The sequence below is a fragment of the Amycolatopsis sp. VC5-11 genome, assembly GCF_037034185.1.
In the GTDB taxonomy this organism is placed as follows: domain Bacteria; phylum Actinomycetota; class Actinomycetes; order Mycobacteriales; family Pseudonocardiaceae; genus Amycolatopsis; species Amycolatopsis nivea.
Genome location: NZ_JBAGKF010000024.1, coordinates 24,567 through 42,026, shown reverse-complemented (window position 1 = coordinate 42,026; position 17,460 = coordinate 24,567). Strand labels below are relative to the sequence as shown.

Here is a 17,460-nt window from a genome sequence, read left to right as displayed (position 1 = left end):
CCATGCCCGGGCCGCGCGCACTGTTCCGCTTCGCCGTCGTCGGAGCGGCCGCCTACGGGGTCACCGTGCTGGTCGACTACAGCCTCAAACTCACTGTGCTGCAAGAGAAACCGGTGACCGCACTGGCGATCGCGACGGTCGCGTCGACGGCTTTCGCCTACTTCCTGTCCCGTCAATGGTCGTTCGTGGACAGAGGCGGCCACGGACGGCTGCGAGAGGCGACGCTATTCTTCGCGGTCAATGCCGGTGCGGTCGCGGTGAATCTCGTGCCGCTGCTGGTATCGCGGTACGTGCTTCGTCTCGAAGAGCCGCATATCGGGTATCTGGCACAGGAAATCGCCGACTTCGTCGCGGGGATGATTCTGGGCACGGCGGCGGGCACGGCGTTCCGCTGGTTCGGTTACCGGCGGTGGGTCTTTCCGCGACCGGCTCGTCCGAAGGAGATCGACGGCGAGCTGGTCGCTAAACTTCCGTAAATATCGCCCGGCGGAACGGGCGCTCCCGTCAGCCCCGCTCCGGGAGCGCCCGTTCCGCCAGCAACGCCAGCTCGAGCCGGAGCCGCTCGCCGGGGTCGGTCAATCGGTTCCCGAACAATTCCGCGAGCGTTTTCAGCCGCGCGCGGATCGTTTGCGGGTGCAGGTCCAGCATCCGCGCGAGCTCCGGGGCGCTGCCTCGTGTCCGGACCAGCGCCAGCAGCGTCTCCGCCAGGTGCTCGCGCCGTTTCTCCGGAAGCCCGGCGAGCGGGGCCAGCGTCGTCTCGGCCAGCTGCGCGGCCAGGAATTCGTCCGCGAGCAGCAGCAGCGCGGGCACGTGGTCGCGGCACCAGACCACTGGGCCCGGCGCGTCCAGCAGCCCCCGGGCCGCCAGGCCGGTCGCGCGGCGCGCGACCCGGAACGATTCCGCCGCCGAGCCGGACGGCACCAGCGGGCCGACCGCCGCGGTCCAGCCCGCGGGCAGTCCGGCGAGTCCCGTCAGGTCGGCGTCCGGCGCGGCGGTGAGCGCCGCGGGCGGATCGCCCGCCAGGTCCGCGAGGACGTGGTCCGGAAGCAGGTCCGGCGGAAGCCCAGGCGCTCCCGGGACCGCGCGGAACACCACCGCCGCGACCCGCTCGGGCAGCCCGGCCGGACTGTCCTCTTCGGTCCGTTGCCGGTCGCCGAGCAGCGCGCGGAGCACGCGGCGGTTGCGCTCGCCGTCGCCGGACAGCTCCGCTTCGGCCGCGCTGTAGCCCTCCGCGACCGCCGTCATCGCCGTCTCGACGTCGCCGAGCATGCCCTCGGCCATCCCGTAGACGACGTCGCCGGAGAGGCCGGTTTCCTGGGCTATTTCGGCGATCCAGCGCCACATGACCCGGCTCGCGACGCGCACCGCGGCCTGCACCGACTCCCGGCTGAGCCCCTCGTGGAACGCCGTCCGCCCGTGCGCGCGGAAATCGGCGAGCCGGTCGCTCTGCCACATCGCGGGAGCGCCCACGCGGTCGATGTCCCGCTCGATCCCCCGCCGGGTCTGCTCGATCGCGGCGCCCCGCCCGGGTTCGCGGCCGAAGCAACCGGAATATTCCGGGATCTCGGCGGCGACGGCGTCGACGCACGCCCGGGCGATCTCCGGGATCCGCGGGCGCACCGCGTCGCCCAGCCGGCGCGGGATCCGCGCCCACACCGAGCCGTCGGAAGCGGCGGAACTGCGCATGGCGATTTAATCCCTCACTCGGAAATTGAAGTTTCAGGAATAACCGGCACCAGCCGGCACGGAGCGTAGAACGCGCACTCGTCCGTGTCAAAAGGACAGGTTCGCGTCGCTCTTTCGGGCGCCGATCGTTCATTTTTAGTGACGCACGTTTTCAGCTACGCTCACCTCCCTCCGTCCCAGCGCCTCGAAGGGGGATTCGTGGTCGAGTACCGCAGCTTCGCTCTGCTGGCCTCGCTGCCGCGCGCGCTCGGCGCGTGCCTGCGCCCGCACGCGGCGCACGCCGCCGCCGCGATGATCCAGGAGACCCAGCGCGCGGTCCCGGCCTACGGCCAGCCGCTCAAGGGGGTTTTCGGGAAGGTGCTGGTCCGCAGCGTCGAGTACGCGGTGCTGCACTGCGTCGACTCGATGGGCGCGCCGGACCTGCCGCACGAGCAGTGGATCGCGTTCTACCGCGCCCGCGGCGCGATGGAGTTCAGCGAGGGCCGCAACCTCGACGCGCTGCAGGACACCGCCACGATCGGGGCCAGGGTCGCGTGGCGGGCGATGCACCCCGCGGTGGTCGCCGCGGGCGTCGATCCGGCCGTGATCTCGGTCGGCGCGGAAGCGATCTTCGCCTACGTCGACGAGCTGTGCGCCACCGCGATCGCCGGCTACCAGCAGGCCCAAACGGACGCCGAGGGCGCCGTGCCCGCCCGGCGGCGACGGCTGCTGGAGCTGATCGTCCAGGCCCCGGAAGGCGCGGCGAGCAGCATCGCCGAACTGGCGAACGGGGCGGGCTGGCCGCTGCCCGAAACGGCCGCGATGGTCGCCCTCGAGCGCGGTCCCGAGGCCGGCGATTTCCCGGCCGAACTGCTCGGCGGCGGCGTGCTCGCCGACCTCGACGGCCCGGAGCCGCATCTGCTCGCCGTCGATCCGGACGCCGGCCTGGCCCCGCTTGCGGCGATGCCCGGCGGCTGGCGGGCCGCGGTGTCGCCGACCGTGCCGCTGGCCGACGCGCCGGCCGCGTTGCGCACCGCGCGCCGGGCACTGCAGCTGTCCGGACCGGAGACTCCCGGGCCGGTCATCTGGTGCCGCGACCATCTGGCCACGCTCTGGCTGCTCGCCGAGGACTTCCTGGCCGCCGAACTGGCCCGGCAGAGCCTCGACCCGTTCGCCTCGCTGAGCGCCAAGCAGCGCGACCGGCTGAGCGAAACCCTGCTGGCCTGGCTGGAAACCCGGGGCGGGGCGCCGGAGATCGCGCAGCGCCTCGGCGTGCACCCGCAGACGGTCCGCAACCGGCTGCGGCAACTGGAGGAGCTGTTCGGCGACCGGCTCAAGGACGCCGACGACCGGCTCGGCATGCAACTCGCCCTGCGCGCCCAGCGCCTCATGCGGGCACACCGTCCGACGGACAACTGACCGGCGACCGGTCCACGGGCGCGCTCCGGTGCCGCGAACGTCCGTGAAGGACTCCTTTTCGGCGACCTGCTCGGCATGCAACTGGCCCTGCGCGCCCAGCGCCTCATGCGGGCACACCATCCGACGGACAACTAACCCGCGACCGGTCCACGCGCGCGGTCCGCTGCCGCGAACGTCCGTGAAGGACTCCTTTTCGGCGACCTGCTCGGCATGCAACTCGCCCTGCGCGCCCAACGCCTCATGCGCGCGCACCATCCGACGGACAACTAACCCGCGACCGGCCCACCGGCGCGCTCCGCTGCCGCGAACGTCCGTGAAGGGCTCCTCGAGGGAATCTGAGTCCGGCAAGGAGTCCTTCACGGGCCTCAGCGAAGCGGGGCGCGCCCCCAGGGCCGCGCCGCCGGGCGCGCCGGAACAGGCGGAGCAGCCGCGCGGTCGTCATCCGGGGCAGTCCCCGGCCGGTGCCCCGCTCGAGCCTGCTCGCGGGCATCGGCAGCACCCGCCGCCACGGTCTCCCGGCAGGTGGCGGCGAAGGCGGCCGGTGCTCTTGGCGGGCGAAATGAATCCTCGCGCGGCACGACATCAGCGCGTCCGGTGCGTCATTGCGACCATGCGTCGAGGATGACCCGGACCCCGCCGCGATGTCGACAAGCCGTTCGGCGGTCCCGGAAAATCCGCACCCGCGAACGTTTTTTCGTTTCTTTTACTGTCACGCGCGTCCCGAATTCCCGGAAAGTGGCGTTTGCCACAGCGGGGAAAGCGAGCGGCTGCCCTAATTTCGGATTCGCGAGAAAGGCTGCCGATGACACTCGAGACGTACACCCTCGTCCTCCACGGCCGACGGGTCCGGCTGCGCGAATACCGGCCCGCGACCGACACCGGCGACGAAGCAGTCGTGCTGCTGCACGGAATCGCGGGCAGCATGGCGACCTGGAACCCGGTTTTCGACCGCCGCACTACCTTCGACCGACGCGTGCTGGCACTGGATCTGCCCGGACACGGCGATTCGGACGCACCCCGCGCGGACTACGGGCTCGGCGCGATGGCGAGCATCGTGCGGGACGTGCTCGCGGTGTCCGGCGTCCGGCACGCGACCGTCGTCGGGCATTCGCTGGGCGGCGGCATCGCGATGCAGTTCTCCTACCAATTCCCGGAAATGTGCGACCGGCTGGTCCTGGTCGGCAGCGCCGGGCTCGGCACGGAGGTGAGCCCGGCGCTCCGGGCCGCCGCGTTGCCCGGCGCGGCGGCCTTCCTCGCGCTGGCCGTCAACCCTGCGACGCTCGCGCTCGCCCGCGAGGCGGCGCGGCTCGGCAGGCGGCTCGGCGGGTCGTTGAAAACTGAAACACGAGAGCTGGCCCGGCATTTCGGCTCCCTCGCCGATCCCGGGCGGCGGCGGGCGTTCCTGTCCATCGCGGGCAGCCTGATCGACCTGCGCGGCCAGCGCGCGAGCGCCGCGGAGAAACTGTACCTGGCCGAGTCGGTGCCGATGCTGCTGGTCTGGGGCGCGCGCGACCCGCTCATCCCGGTCGCGCACGGGCGGCGGACCGCCGAACTCCTGCCGCACAGCAGGCTCGTCGTCCAGGAAAACGCGAAACACTTTCCACACGTGGCCGACCCCGACGGGTTTTGCCTGCTGCTCAACGAGTTCCTCGCCGACACCGAGCCCGCGCGGCTCACCGCCGCCGACGTGGCCGCCCGGCTCGCCGCCTCGGTCGGGGACGCGAAAACGCCCGCCGGAAAATTGTCATCCGGATAGCATTCGCGGCGTCCGGAGGTATCACCTCCACCCAGGTGTTTCCACCCGTTCGGGTGTAGTCCGGACGGGCGACGGACCCGGCGGTCACCGGCCCGTTGACAGTGCCGTTCCGGGGAAATTATGTTGCCTGTGCCGCAAAATCTGGATCGGCTTCGACCGCGAAGAGGCCGGTTTTGTTGCCAGCAAGGATAAAAACATGACCGACGTGGACTCCGGGTTCGTCCGTCCCGCACCGCTGGGCTACCGGCCGCACCCCGGCGAACGCACCGCCGGACCTTCCGCCCGCCCGCGTTCCGGGCCGGTCCCGCCCGCCCCCCGGAGCCCCGCGGAAACCCGGCCGGTCCGGGCTTCCAGCGCGCTCGGGCTGTGGGCGTCGCTCCCCCGCGAGCTGGCGGTCCGCTTCACGCCGCGGGTCGATCCGCTGGCGACGGCCATCCTGCGCGAGGTCCAGCTGGCGGTGCCGGAGTACCGGCAGCCGATCGAAGGCGCGTTCGGGCACGTCATCACCCAGGGCGTGCGGCAGGCGATCGTGCAGTGCCTCGACAGCGTCGGCAAGCCCGCGGCCGCTCCGGCCGCCGCCTGGTCGGCGGTCTTCCGCGACCTGGGCAAGATCGAGTTCGCCGAGGGCCGCAGCCTCGACTGCCTGCAGACCGCTTACCGGGTCGGCGGGCGGGTGGCGTGGCGGCACCTCTCGGAGTTCGGGCAGACCGCCGGGCTCCCCGCGGAAACGCTCTGCACCAGCGCGGAAGCCATTTTCGCCTACGTCGACGAGATCTCCGCGCTGTCGATCGAGGGCTACACGGCGGCGCAGACCCGCGCGGCCGGGAATCTGGCCCGCCGCCGGCGCCGGCTGCTCGACCTGCTGCTCGCCGATCCGCCGTCCGCGCCGCAGACCATCGCCGCGCAGGCCGCCGCCGCGCAGTGGGCGCTCCCGGAAGAGGTCACTGTCGTCGCCCTCGAACCGCGCTCCGGGCAGCATCGCCTCGCCACCCCCGACCTCCATCCGGACGTCCTCGTCGACTTCGAAGGCACCGAACCGTGCCTGGTCACCGGAGCCCCGGACGAGCATCTGGCCGACCTCGCCGAGCGGCTGCCCGGCTGGCGCGCGGTGCTCGGCCCCGCCGTCCGGCTCGCCGACGCGCCCCGGTCGCTGCTCTGGGCGCGCCGGACGCTGCGGCTGGTCCAGCGCGGCGTGCTGGCGGACGCGCCGGTCACGCACTGCGCGGACCACCTGTCGACGCTGTGGCTTCTCGCCGACGAATTCCTGGTCCGCGAACTGTGCGAGCGCAGCCTGGAGCCGTTCCGGGACCTCACGCCGAAACAGCGCGCGCGGCTCGGCGAGACCCTGCTGATCTGGCTGCAGTCCCGGGGCAGCGCACCCGAGATCGCGAAGATCCTCAAGGTGCATCCGCAGACCGTCCGGTACCGCATGCACCAGCTCACCGAACTGTTCGGCGCGCGGCTCGACAACGCCGACGACCGGCTCGACCTGGAGATCGCCCTGCGCGCGGAAGCGCTGCTCGGCTCCTGAACCGCGTCATCCCAGCGAAGTGGTGAGGCATGTGACAGGACTGTCCGGCGAGACAGCCTTCGGACCGATGCTGAGCGGAGACGGACGGCCGGGGCGGCTGTGGGCGATGCTCCCCCGCGAACTGGCCGCCGTTTTCCGGCCTCGGCTGCTGGACGTCGCCGACGAGGTGCTGCGCGAAATCCAGCGCACCGTGCCCGGCTACGCGCAACCCCTCGAAGGCCCGTTCGGCAAAGCGCTGCGCGGCGGCGTGCAGACGGCGCTCCTGCAGTTCGTCGACCGGATCGCGGCGGCGGGCGCGGTGGCCGACGACCGCCGGAGGGTGTTCGTCGCGCTGGGCGTGCACGAGTTCGAGCAGGGCCGCAACCTCGACGTCCTGCAAGCGGCGTACCGGGTCGGCGCGCGCGTGACCTGGCGGCGGATGGCCGAGGTCGGCACCCGGGCCGGGGTGCCGTCGGCGACGTTGTGCCTGCTGGCCGAAGCGATTTTCGCCTACATCGACGAGCTGTCGGCGTTGTCGGTGGAAGGACACGCCGCCGCTCGGGCCCGGGCGACGGGCGCGCGGGAACGCCGCCGGCGCCGGCTGCTGGATCTGCTGCTCTCCGACCCGCCGACCCCGATCCAGATCCTCGAGGAAGCCGCCTCGGACGCGGCGTGGCCGTTGCCAGGGCGGTTGGTCGCGGTCGCTTTCGACGGACCGGCCGACGTCGTCGGGCTCGACGCTCTCGAAGACCTCGAAGACGCGGCGCCGCGGTTGTTGCTGGCGATACCCGAGGAACGAGGCCCGCTCACCGCCGCCTTGTCGGGACATCGGGCGGCGGTCGGCCCGCCGGTGCCCCCGCACCGCGCGGGCCGCTCGCTGACGGCGGCGCGGGAGGCGTTGCAGCTGGTCGCCGCCAACGTGCTCCCGGACGAGCCGCTGATCTGGTGCGCGGATCATCTCTCAACCCTGTTGCTGCACAAGGATCCATTGCTCCCGGCGAATGTCTCCCGCCGCCGGCTGGCTCCGCTGGCCGCCTTGACGGCGAAGCAGTACAGCCGGTTGGCCAGGACGTTGCTGGCCTGGCTGGAGACGCGCGGGAACGTCCGCGAGGTGGCGGACCGGCTCGCGATCCATCCGCAGACCGTGCGCGCACGCGCCCAGGAGCTGGAGACGATGTTCGAGGGCCGGTTGTGGGACCCGGACGACCGTTTCGAGCTGATCCTCGCCCTCCGCGCGACCCTGGTCTGAACGCTGCCCCGGCGCGGAGATGTGTGAGGGGAACCCTGACGGAATCAGATTCCCGCAGGGTTCCCCTCACGCACTTTGCCGGAGCGTTCAGGCGGCGGACATCCCGGTGATCCGCCACTTCCCGTCGATCCGTTCGGCGGTGACGCTCAGCTGCGCGGCCCCGGTGCTGCGCTGCCCGTCGCCGCGCGTGCCGGTCTGGTCGAGGAACACCAGCAGGGCCGCGCGATCTCCGTCCAGGAGCTTCACCCCGGACGCGACGGCGGTCGAGGTCACGACGAGCTTCTGTTCGGCGGCGAGCTGGCGGACCTGGCCGAACAACCGGGTGTACTGGGTGAGCGCGGACCCGGTCAGCAGGTCCTTGGCCGCCCGGTCGTTGCGGGCCGGATCGTCGTAGCGGTAGGAGAAAAGCGCGCCGAGCGCGGAGCTGATCTGTTTGCCCGCGTCCGCGGTGCCCGACACGTCGGACAGCGCGGTGTTGTGTGCCACCACCGCGTTCGTGTCGCGCGCCTCGACGGTGAACCACACCGCCAGCGCGGCCATCACGACGGCGACGGCCGCGAAAACCAGTGGTGCTCGGCGCTTCCGCGGCGACGAGGCAGGCTCCTCGACCAGTGCCGCTGGCTCTTCGACGGTGTCGTCCGGTTCCGGTGCCGGATCACCGTGGCGTCCGGCTACTTTCACGACCCGTTTCTTCGTTCGCGTGGTCACGGTGCCTCCCCTGCCGGGACTTGGCCCAGTGCGGTGACCCGCCATCCGTCCGGAGCGCGGGTCAGCTCGGCCTGGAACCGGGACCGTTTGGTCACCGCCTCCTGACCGGCGGGCGTCACGACCAGTTCCACGGAGGTGATCAGCTTCGCCGTGCCCGCGCCAGTGTCCACTTCGGTCACCGCGGCGTCGGTCACCTTCCCGGTGGTGACGGTTTTCGCCTGGGCGATCCGGTCGAGGCTGCCTTGGCGATCTTGCGCCAGCTCGTCGTGCAGCGCGCCGCCGGACACGTCCAGCCAGTGCTGGTATCCGGCCGCCGCCTGCCGGTAGTCCAAAGTGGTCAGTCCGGCGATCGCGGAACGCCCGGCTTGCAAGGCATCCTCCCGGACGACCGCGCGCGCGACGCCGTCGTCGTGCGCGGCTTGCCACCAGGTGTACCCGGTCCAGCCGGCCGCCGCGGTCGCGAGGACCGCGGCGATCTGGGCCAGCGACGCGAAAATCCTCACGGCTGTCCTCCCGGTGCGTTTTGCGAGCCGCGCACGTTCGTCGGGTCGCCCTTCGGCAGCGCGCACCGTGCGGCGGTGTTCAGCGGCCTGGTCGAGGTGTCGAGACCGTCGCGATACGGCGTCGTGTATCCCGTCGTGCACGGCGGCGGGTCGAAGAACGACAGCGACAGTCCGAAATGCGCCCCGTCCGGCCGGACGACCGCGCTGGCCGCGCCGACTGCCCGCGGCGCGGTGATCAGCAGCTGCCGGATCCCGCTTTGCCGGGATTCGAGGACGTCCGCGGTGGTGAGCAGGTTCGCGAGCAGCACGCCCAGCTGCGGACCGGAGTCGCGGATCAGCGAACCGACCTCGTTCGCCGCGGCGGGCACTGCCGGAATGAGCTTGCGGAGGTCCCCGTCGGATTGCTTCAAGGTCGACGCGAGCAGTTTGGCATTGGCGCCGAAGCTGCGGATCGCGTCCGCCTGCTGCGCCTGGGTGTCCAGCACGGTGTGTGCGTCGGTGACGAGCTGGGTCAGGGGCGCGACGTGCGCGCTCGCGGCTTGCACGAACTCGATGCCGCGGCCGACCAGCTGGTCCAGCGCGGGACCGGCGCCGGACGTCGCGTTGTACAGCTCGTCGACGACGGTGCGCAGGGCGGGCTTGGGCACCGACGACGCGAAAGAGTCCACAGTAGACAGCACGGTGTCCACCGGAAGCGGGATCTTCGTGTTGTCCTGGGTGATCACCGAACCGTCGTGCAGCATTGGCCCGCCAGCGGTGCGCGGCCGCAGGTCGACGTACTGCTCGCCGACCGCCGACCGATCGGCGACGACGGCTTCGGTGTCGGCGGGGACGGATGCGGTGCCGGAATCGATCTCGAGATCCGCTTCCATTCCAGCGGACGTGAGCCGGAGCTGCCCGACCCGGCCGATCGGCACTCCCCGATACGTGACCTCGGCGTTGGTGAAAATGCCGCCGCCGGTGGGGAATTGCGCCTTCACGGTGTAACCGCGGCCGAAAAACACCTTGTCCAGACCGGCATAAGTGGCCCCGACGTAGGCCACGCCGACAACGGCGATGACGACGAACAGCGTCACCTGGACGCGCACGAACCGGGTCAGCATCAGTGGCCTGTCTTGAGGAAGCCGTTGAGGTAGTCGCCGCGGATCGCGTCCAGCGCGGCGTCCGGGAACGGGAAGGTGAAGATCATCTCCATCGCCTTCGGCAGCTTGTCCCCGGAATCGGCCAGCCGCCGCAGCAGGGGCGCGAGGGCCTGGAGGTCGGCGACCAGGTCGTCCTTGCTGCGGTTGACCGTGGTGACGGCGACCGAGGTCAGCCCGTCGAGCGATTTGAGCATCCCGACCAGCGCCTCCCGCTGCTGGTTGAGCACGCTGATGCCCGGGGTCAGGCCGTTGAGCGTCGTGGTGATCTGGTCGGTGTGCGCGTTCAGCGTTTCGGCGAGCCGGTTGACGCTCTCGATCGCCCGGGTGATCTCGCCGCGTTGTTCGTCGAGCCCCTTGACCAGCGTGTCCAAACTGGACAGCAGACTGCGGGCCGCGGTTTCCTTGCCGCCGAGCGCCGCGTTGAGCTGGTGGCTGATGTTCTGGACCTGCGCCACGCCGCCGCCGTTGAGCAACAGGGAAAGCGCGCCGAAGACCTCCTCGATCTGCGGGGTCAGCGTGGAGCGGTCGAGCGGGATGACCGCCCGGTCCACCAGCCTGCCTGCCGGGGTCGCGTCGGGCGGCGGGGCCAGCTCGACGAACTTCTCGCCGAGGATGCTGGCCTGCCGCAGCCGCGCGACGGCATTGGCGGGCAGGTCGACGTCGCCGTTGAGCACCAGGTCCACGATCGCGCTGTGCCCGTCCGGCGCGAGCCGCACCTTGGTGACCTGGCCGACCGGCACGTCGTTGACCTTGACGCCGGACTGCGGCACGAGGTCCAGCACGTCGGCGAAGCTCGCGGTGACGTGGATCGGGTGGTCGCCGAGCGCGGCGCCGCCGGGCAGCGGGAGGTCGTACACGCTCACCCCCGTCCCGCATCCGGTGGTGACCAGGACCAGCGTCAGCACCGCCGCGGCCTTCGCCAGGGATTTCATTTCGTCTCCGGGAATTCGAGGAGGTTGCCGCGGCCGTCGATGACGCCGGCGTCCGGGTCGTAGGCTCCGAGCAGGTTGGTCAGCGCGTTCGGGGCGGCGCTCAGCGCCTCGGCGAGCGAGTCCTTCTGGTTCACCAGCACCTTCGTGACCCCGGCCAGTTTGTCCACATCGGACTGCACCTTGCCCCGGTTGTCCTTGATGAATCCCTGCACGACGCCGAGTGCCTGGGTCAGTTCGGTCAGCGCGCCGGAGAACTGGTCGCGCTGGTCGGCGAGGACCTTGCTGAGCGACGAGATCTGCGCGATGGCCTGTTTCACCTGGCCGTCGTTCGCGGCGAGCATCGCGGTGAACTTGCTGATGTTGTCCACCGAGCTGAACAGGTCGTCCTTGGAATCGCTTGCCGCGCGGGCGAATTCGCCGAGATTCTTGATCGCCTGCCCGATCGTCGCGCCGTTGCCGTCGAGGTACGCGGCCGACTTCGTGAGGACGTCGCTGACCGCGCCGTCCTTGTTCGCGCCCTGCGGGCCGAGCGCCGCCATCAGCTGGTTGAGGCTGCGCAGCAGATCGTCGACCTCGACCGGCGTCGCGGTGCGCTCGCGCGGGATCGACGCGCCGTCGGGCAGTTCGGGCCCGCCGGTGAAGACGGGCGTGAGCTGCACGTACCGATCGGCGACGAGGCTGGGCGTGATGACGACCGCGCCGGCGTTCGCGGGCAGCCGCACGTCCGGCTTGAGCGTCATGGTCACTTTGACGTCGGTGCCGTTCGGCTCCACTTGGGACACCGAGCCGATGGCGACCCCGAGGACGCGCACGTCCGAGTTCGGGTAGATGCCGACGGCCGCGCTGAAATACGCCGTCACGGTGCGCTCGCGCGGCGCGGTCGCCAGCTGCCATCCCGCCGTGACCAAGAGCGCGCACACCACCCCGAGCGCGAGCGCGCGCAGCCGGGCCCGCCGTCGCGCGTGGGCTCCCAGGTCGATGAGCTGGTGCGCCATCAGCGCCCCCCGTTCTTCGGTGGCAGGCAGCTGCCCGGTGCGGCGCCGTTCGGGACGAGCCCGCACAGATAGGTGTCGATCCAGCGGCCGTTGCCGACGGCGTTGCCGAGCAGCCGGTAGAACGGGCCAGCGAGCCGGAGGCTGTCCTCGAGCCGCCCCTGGTTCCGCTGGAGCACGGTCGCGACGCGGTCGAGCTGGTCGAGTGCGGGACCCAGGGTTTTCTGGTTCTCCGCGACCAGTCCGCGCAGCTGGATCGACAGGTTCTTGACGCCGCTGAACAGCTTCGCGATCGCGTCCTTGCGGTCGTTCAGTTCCTTGAGCAGCGTGGTGCCGTCGCGGATGAGGGCCTGGATCTGACCGGAGCGCTCGCCGAGGGTCTTCGAGACCTTGTTGGTGTTCTGGAACAGCTTCACCAGCTCGTCGTCGCGGGACGCGAGCGTTTGGGACAGGGCGGCGATCCCGTTGAACGCGGTCCGGACGTCGCTGGGCGCCGACGCGCCGAGCGTCTCCGACAGCGTGCGGAACGCCTGTGCCAGCTGGCCGGTGTCGATGGCTCCGACGGTCCCGGCCAGGTCGTTGAAAACCGCGGTGACGTCGTACGGCGAACTCGTGCGCTCGACCGGGATCGGCTGGTCCGGGTTCAGCTCGCCGTCGCCGACTGGGTCGAGCACGAGGTTCTTCTGGCCCAGCAGGGTCTTGATCTTGATCGCCGCGGTCGTCCGGTTGCCCACCCAGGCGTCCTTGACGCGGAACAGCACCTCGACGTGGTCGCCGGCCAGCCCGACCTCGGTGACCTCGCCGACCTTCACCCCGGCGACCCGGACCTCGTCGTTGGGCCGGAGCCCGGCGGCCTCGCGGAACTCCGCCTTGTAGGTCGTGCCGCCGCCGATGATCGGCAGGTCGTCGGAGAAGAAGGTCGCGGTGCCGATCAGTGCCATCACCAGCGCGGTCACCGCACCGACGGCGATGGGGTTGCGCAGCCGGAACGGCTTGATGCGCGGCGGTTTCACCGGCACCTCGCAGCGGTCACCGGAATGCCAGGCATCGGTCCGCCCGGCGCGGGCTTCGCGTCAGTCTGCACGGAGCAGAGGTAGAAGTTCGCCCACGAGCCGTAGGAGAAGATCGTGCCGATGCGGTCGAGTTTCTTCGGCAGGTTGGCGAGGAACTGCTCGAACACCGGGGTGTTGTCGGCGAGGTTCTTGGACAGGTCGCCGAGCGCGGAAATGCTGTCCTTGAGCGGCTGGCGGCCGTCCTGCAGCAGCCCGGCGGTGGATGTCGTGAGTTCGCCGAGGCCGCCGATGGCCTGCCCGATCGGTTTCGCGTCCGCGGCCAGACCGGTGACGAGTTGTGCTGTCGTGTCCACGAGGGCGTCGAACTGGTCGCCCTGCGCGTTCACGGTGTCGAGGAGCGTGTTGAGGTTGCCGATCACCTTGCCGATCACGGCGTCCTTTCCGGCCAAAGTGGACGTCAGCGACGCCGTGTGCTGCAGCAGGCTTTCGATCGTGCTGCCCTCGCCTTGGAGGACCTGGATGATCTCGAAGGACAGCTGGTTGACGTCTTTTGGCGACAGGGCTTGGAAAAGCGGTTTGAAGCCGTTGAACAAGGTGGTCAGGTCGAGCGCCGGTTTCGTCTTGTCCGACGGGATCAGCGCGCCGTCACCGAGCGTCGGGGCGGTTTCGGCGGCACCGGGGTCGACCGAGAGGTAGCGCTGCCCGACCAGGTTGCGGTAGCGGATCACGACCGAGGCCGCGGCGGTGAGCCGGTGGGTCCGGTCGACGGAGAAGGTGACGTCGGCGAGCCGGTGCTCGACCACGCGCACCTCGTCGACCTGGCCGATCCGCACGCCGGCCATCCGGACCTCGTCGCCGGGGTTGACCGAGGTCGCGTCGGTGAAGCGGGCGGTGTAGCCAACCGTCGTGCCCACGCCCGAGTTGGCGATCGTGATCGCCAGCACCGCGGTCGCGCACACGGTGACGACAAAGAAAAGCAACCCCTTGAACGCAGGTCCCGCGACGCTCCTCATCGGACAGTCACCTCCGTTCCGCGCAGTGCCGGTCCGATGAGGACACTGCTCCAATCCGGCACCTCTCCCAACGAGGGCCGTAAAAGTTCGGCGACCAGCTGGCGCTCCCCCGGCGAGTTCGCCGGGCCGAGATCGCCTCCCGGGGCCGCACCGCCGCCGTAGCACTTCGGGCCGCCCGTCGCGTCGTAGCGCGGGCTGTCGCGGCCGGGCACGTACTTGTCGCGCGGGTCCTGCACAGTCAGCGTCACGTGCAGGCCCGGTTCGTTCGTTCCCTTGCCGAGCGCCTTCTCCATCAACGGCTTGAGCCGGTTGACAGCGTCGAACAGGCACGGAAACTCGGGCGAGTACCGCGACAGCAGCTCCAGCGACGGCCTGCTCGCGGCGGACACCCCGATGAGGTTGTCCGCGTTCTTCCGCAGGAAATCGTTCAGGTTCCCGGCTGCCCCGGTCACGCTCGAGTAGAGACTGCCCAGGTCGGCGCGAGTGTCCACAATGGTCTTCGCGGTAGTCGACAAATCGCTCAAGGCTTGGAGGATGTCCGGCGCCGCGCCGGTGTAGACGTCGGCGGCGTCGGCGAGTCCGGTGATGTCCGCCTTGAACTGCGGCAGCAACGGGTTCAGCTTGGCCAGCAGGTCCTGCAGCTGCACGATGCTGTCGCCCAGCGGTTTCCCGCGGTTGTCGAGGGCGAGCGAGATCGCGCCGAGCGAGCTGTTCAGCTTCTCCGGCTGAACCGCCCGCAGCAGCGGCAGCAGATCGCCGAGCACGCGCTCCAGCTCGATCGCGTTGGCCGAGCGGTCCTGCGTGATGACGTCGCCGGCACGCAGCGCGCCAACCGGGTGAGCGGGCAGCACGAGGTTGACGTACCGCTCGCCGAACACCGTCTTCGGCAGCAGCCGCGCGGAGACGTTGCCCGGCAGTTGCCCGATCTTCGCCGGGTCGAGGGCCAAGTCGATCTCGGCTCCGGACGGCGTGCTGCGTACTGCCCGTACCTCGCCGAAGGGCACCCCCTTGACCTTCACCTCGGCCGTCGGCGCGAGCTGGCTGCCGACCCGGTCCGCTTCCAACGTCACCAGCACCGAGTCGTCGAAATCCTTGTCATAGATCGCCACCGCGAGGTACCCGAGCAGGGCGAGCACGCCGAGGAACGCGACCCCGGCCAGCTGCGTGGCCGCCCGGTTCATCCGGACACCTTGACCGTGGTGGTCGCGCCCCAGATCGCGAGCGAGAGGAACAGGTCGAGCACGCTGATCAGCACGATGGACGTCCGCACGGCCCGGCCCACCGCGACGCCGACGCCCGCCGGTCCGCCGCTCGCGCGGTAACCGTAGAAACAGTGCGTGAGGATCACGCCGACGCTGAAGACCAGTACTTTCCCGAAGGACCACAGCACGTCGCCGGGCGGCAGGAACAGCGTGAAGTAATGGTCGTAGGTGCCGCCGGACTGTCCGAAGAAGACGACCGTGGTCAGCCGGGAGCCGAGGTAGGAGATCAGCAGTCCGATGACGTACAGCGGGATGATCGCGACGAACCCGGCGACGATCCGCGTCGTCACCAAGTAGGGCATGCTTCGCACGGCCATCACCTCGAGCGCGTCGATCTCCTCGGAGATCCGCATCGCGCCGAGCTGGGCGGTGAACCCGCTGCCCACTGTGGACGAAAGCGCGAGCCCGGCGACGAGCGGCGCGATCTCCCGGGTGTTGAAGTACGCGGTCAGGAAGCCCGTCATCGCCGAGATGTTGATCTGGTTGAGCGCGCTGAATCCCTGCAGTCCCACCGTGACGCCGGTGAACACGCACAGCCCGACCATCACGCCGATCGTGCCGCCGATCACCGCGAGCGCGCCGCTGCCGAACGTCACCTCGGCCAGCAGCCGCACGACCTCGCGGGAGTAGCGGGTCACCGCGAGCGGGACGGCCGCGATCGCGCGGACGTAGAACAGCAGCTGGTCGCCGAGGTCGAACAGCTTGTCGCCGGGCTTGCTGAGGTTGACCACTCAGGTTCCCTTCGCCGGAACGAGTTGCAGGTACAGGGCGGTCAGCACGGTGTTGACGAAGAACAGCAGCAGGAACGTGATGACGACCGACTGGTTGACGACGTCGCCGACCCCCTTCGGCCCGCCCTTCGGGTTCAGGCCGCGGTAGGACGCCACCACCCCGGCGAGGAAGCCGAAGATGACCGCTTTCACCGAGCTGGCAACGAGATCGGACAGCTGCGCGAGCGCGTTGAAGCTGGCCAGGTAGGCCCCGGGAGTGCCGCCCTGGACGATGACGTTGAAGAAGTAGCCGCCGAGCACGCCGACCACGCTGACCAGGCCGTTGAGCAGGACGCACGCGAGAACCGCCGCCTGCACGCGCGGCACGACCAGGCGCTGGATCACCGAAACGCCGAGCACCTCCATCGCGTCGATCTCCTCGCGGATGGTGCGCGCACCGAGGTCGGCGCAGATCGCGCTGCCGCCCGCGCCGGAGATGATCAGCGTCGTGACGATCGGGCTGGCCTGCTGCACGACGGCCAGCACGCTCGCCGCGCCGTTGAACTGCTGCGCGCCGATCTGGCTGGTGAGCGAGCCGAGCTGCAGCGAGATCACCGCGCCGAAAGGGATGGAGACGAGGATCGCCGGCGAGATGGACACGCTGGCGATGAACCAGAACTGCTGGACGAATTCCCGGACCTGGTAGGGACGGCGGAACATCGCGAGGATGATGTCCAGCCCCATCGCGCACATCCGGCCGAACTCGCGCAGGCCGCTCGCCGCCCGTTGCGGGAGCTGGGTCAGCAGGGTCGTCACGGCGCCGTCCCGCACCCGTTCGGGCCCGAGCTGCCGACGCAGCGGAGCACCAGATCGGTCGTCAAAGTGTTGCCCGGCCCGGAAACCAGCCCGGTGAACAAGCGGCTGTAGTCCTCATGGCCGACGCAGCCGGCGAACGGCGGCGTCGTGAAGGTGGTCGTCACCTTCGCCGGCGGCGCGGGGAAAGCCAGCGGCAGCAAGGCTTTCAGGGTCACCTCGGCGGGCTGGGCGGTGCGGCAGTCCGGGCCGACGTCGAGCGGCTTGCCGTCCACTTTGACGTTCGACAGCTTCACGAAGACCTTCGCGGTGACCTCGGAATCGGCGCAAAGGTTGGTCCCCGTCTGCTTGCAGTTGGTGTCCTTGCCGGTCAGCACCTGGGTGGTGCCGGTGACGTCGCCGTCCGGGACGAGTTCGACCGTGCCGGTGGCGGGCATGAAGCGGAAGGCGACGAAATAGCTTTCGGTCACGGGGATGCTGAGCTTGCCGGTCAGCGGCACGCGGCCGCTGAGGCCGAGCAGGGCGCCGTCGAACCGGCCCTGCGGAAAGCTGATGTCCGAACCCAGCTTCGCGACGTGGCTGGTGGTGGGCTGCTGTGCGTCGCCGACATAGAACCCGACGGGGAAATTGACGGCAGCGGGCGCCGGTGCTGGCGCGTTGTCGCCGGGCGCGGCTTGCGCGGAGCCCAGCGAGAACGCGGCCAGCACCAGCACCAGCACCAGCGGCAGCGAGAACCGGGTCAGCGCAGACATTCGGACTTCCTCATCGAAGGC

At 70.3% G+C, this 17,460-nt stretch carries 17 protein-coding genes; 5 read left to right on the top strand and 12 right to left on the bottom strand.

Translation table 11 applies throughout. The features are described 5' to 3' along the window. Positions 1–2: 2 nt before the first annotated feature. Complete coding sequence (locus tag WA670_RS40615; RefSeq protein ID WP_134666797.1) at positions 3–476, top strand: GtrA family protein; 474 nt, start codon at positions 3–5, stop codon at positions 474–476. Between the two features lie 28 nt (positions 477–504). Here the strand turns inward: WA670_RS40615 and WA670_RS40610 are convergent, their stop codons facing one another. Next, positions 505–1,686 carry a helix-turn-helix domain-containing protein gene (locus tag WA670_RS40610; protein ID WP_336161427.1) on the bottom strand — a complete coding sequence of 394 codons (1,182 nt, stop codon included), beginning with the start codon at positions 1,684–1,686 and terminating at the stop codon, positions 505–507. A gap of 198 nt (positions 1,687–1,884) precedes the next feature. Between WA670_RS40610 and WA670_RS40605 the strand changes: the two genes are divergently transcribed. From WA670_RS40605 to WA670_RS40590, 4 genes are all read left to right on the top strand, one after another. After that, the gene (locus WA670_RS40605) at positions 1,885–3,084 is read left to right on the top strand and encodes a PucR family transcriptional regulator (RefSeq protein WP_336161425.1); all 1,200 of its coding nucleotides are present in this window, start codon (positions 1,885–1,887) and stop codon (positions 3,082–3,084) included. A gap of 802 nt (positions 3,085–3,886) precedes the next feature. Then, complete coding sequence (locus WA670_RS40600; protein WP_134730677.1) at positions 3,887–4,840, top strand: alpha/beta fold hydrolase; 954 nt, start codon at positions 3,887–3,889, stop codon at positions 4,838–4,840. Between the two features lie 196 nt (positions 4,841–5,036). Then, positions 5,037–6,371 (top strand): helix-turn-helix domain-containing protein, encoded by a 1,335-nt coding sequence (locus WA670_RS40595; protein WP_134730679.1) that lies wholly within the window; start codon positions 5,037–5,039, stop codon positions 6,369–6,371. 67 nt (positions 6,372–6,438) lie between these two features. Further along, on the top strand, positions 6,439–7,599 hold the full coding sequence (locus WA670_RS40590) for a PucR family transcriptional regulator (protein WP_336161422.1): 1,161 nt from the start codon (positions 6,439–6,441) through the stop codon (positions 7,597–7,599). Positions 7,600–7,686: 87 nt separating this feature from the next. On the opposite strand, the gene WA670_RS40585 is transcribed toward WA670_RS40590, so the two are convergent. The 11 genes from WA670_RS40585 to WA670_RS40535 are packed head-to-tail and all read right to left on the bottom strand — an operon-like array spanning position 7,687 to position 17,439. Beyond that, positions 7,687–8,307 (bottom strand): hypothetical protein, encoded by a 621-nt coding sequence (locus WA670_RS40585; RefSeq protein ID WP_134730683.1) that lies wholly within the window; start codon positions 8,305–8,307, stop codon positions 7,687–7,689. Beyond that, complete coding sequence (locus WA670_RS40580; protein WP_134730685.1) at positions 8,304–8,810, bottom strand: hypothetical protein; 507 nt, start codon at positions 8,808–8,810, stop codon at positions 8,304–8,306. The genes WA670_RS40585 and WA670_RS40580 overlap by 4 nt, the downstream gene beginning before the upstream one ends. Beyond that, positions 8,807–9,913, bottom strand: a complete 1,107-nt coding sequence (locus tag WA670_RS40575; RefSeq protein ID WP_134730687.1) for an MlaD family protein — start codon at positions 9,911–9,913, stop codon at positions 8,807–8,809. The genes WA670_RS40580 and WA670_RS40575 overlap by 4 nt, the downstream gene beginning before the upstream one ends. Further along, positions 9,913–10,884: an MCE family protein gene (locus WA670_RS40570; RefSeq protein ID WP_336161419.1), complete on the bottom strand. Its 972-nt coding sequence runs from the start codon at positions 10,882–10,884 to the stop codon at positions 9,913–9,915. The genes WA670_RS40575 and WA670_RS40570 overlap by 1 nt, the downstream gene beginning before the upstream one ends. Beyond that, positions 10,881–11,879 (bottom strand): MCE family protein, encoded by a 999-nt coding sequence (locus tag WA670_RS40565; RefSeq protein WP_134730691.1) that lies wholly within the window; start codon positions 11,877–11,879, stop codon positions 10,881–10,883. Before WA670_RS40565 ends, WA670_RS40570 begins: the two co-directional genes overlap by 4 nt. Continuing rightward, positions 11,879–12,889: an MCE family protein gene (locus tag WA670_RS40560; protein WP_336161416.1), complete on the bottom strand. Its 1,011-nt coding sequence runs from the start codon at positions 12,887–12,889 to the stop codon at positions 11,879–11,881. Before WA670_RS40560 ends, WA670_RS40565 begins: the two co-directional genes overlap by 1 nt. Then, the gene (locus WA670_RS40555) at positions 12,886–13,902 is read right to left on the bottom strand and encodes an MlaD family protein (protein ID WP_336161415.1); all 1,017 of its coding nucleotides are present in this window, start codon (positions 13,900–13,902) and stop codon (positions 12,886–12,888) included. Before WA670_RS40555 ends, WA670_RS40560 begins: the two co-directional genes overlap by 4 nt. Further along, positions 13,899–15,083, bottom strand: coding sequence for an MCE family protein (locus tag WA670_RS40550; RefSeq protein WP_336161413.1), 1,185 nt, complete (start codon positions 15,081–15,083; stop codon positions 13,899–13,901). The genes WA670_RS40555 and WA670_RS40550 overlap by 4 nt, the downstream gene beginning before the upstream one ends. After that, complete coding sequence (locus tag WA670_RS40545) at positions 15,080–15,895, bottom strand: MlaE family ABC transporter permease (RefSeq protein WP_336161411.1); 816 nt, start codon at positions 15,893–15,895, stop codon at positions 15,080–15,082. The genes WA670_RS40550 and WA670_RS40545 overlap by 4 nt, the downstream gene beginning before the upstream one ends. Next, on the bottom strand, positions 15,896–16,690 hold the full coding sequence (locus tag WA670_RS40540) for an MlaE family ABC transporter permease (protein WP_134666825.1): 795 nt from the start codon (positions 16,688–16,690) through the stop codon (positions 15,896–15,898). Continuing rightward, the gene (locus tag WA670_RS40535; protein WP_336161409.1) at positions 16,687–17,439 is read right to left on the bottom strand and encodes a hypothetical protein; all 753 of its coding nucleotides are present in this window, start codon (positions 17,437–17,439) and stop codon (positions 16,687–16,689) included. Before WA670_RS40535 ends, WA670_RS40540 begins: the two co-directional genes overlap by 4 nt. Positions 17,440–17,460 lie beyond the last annotated feature (21 nt).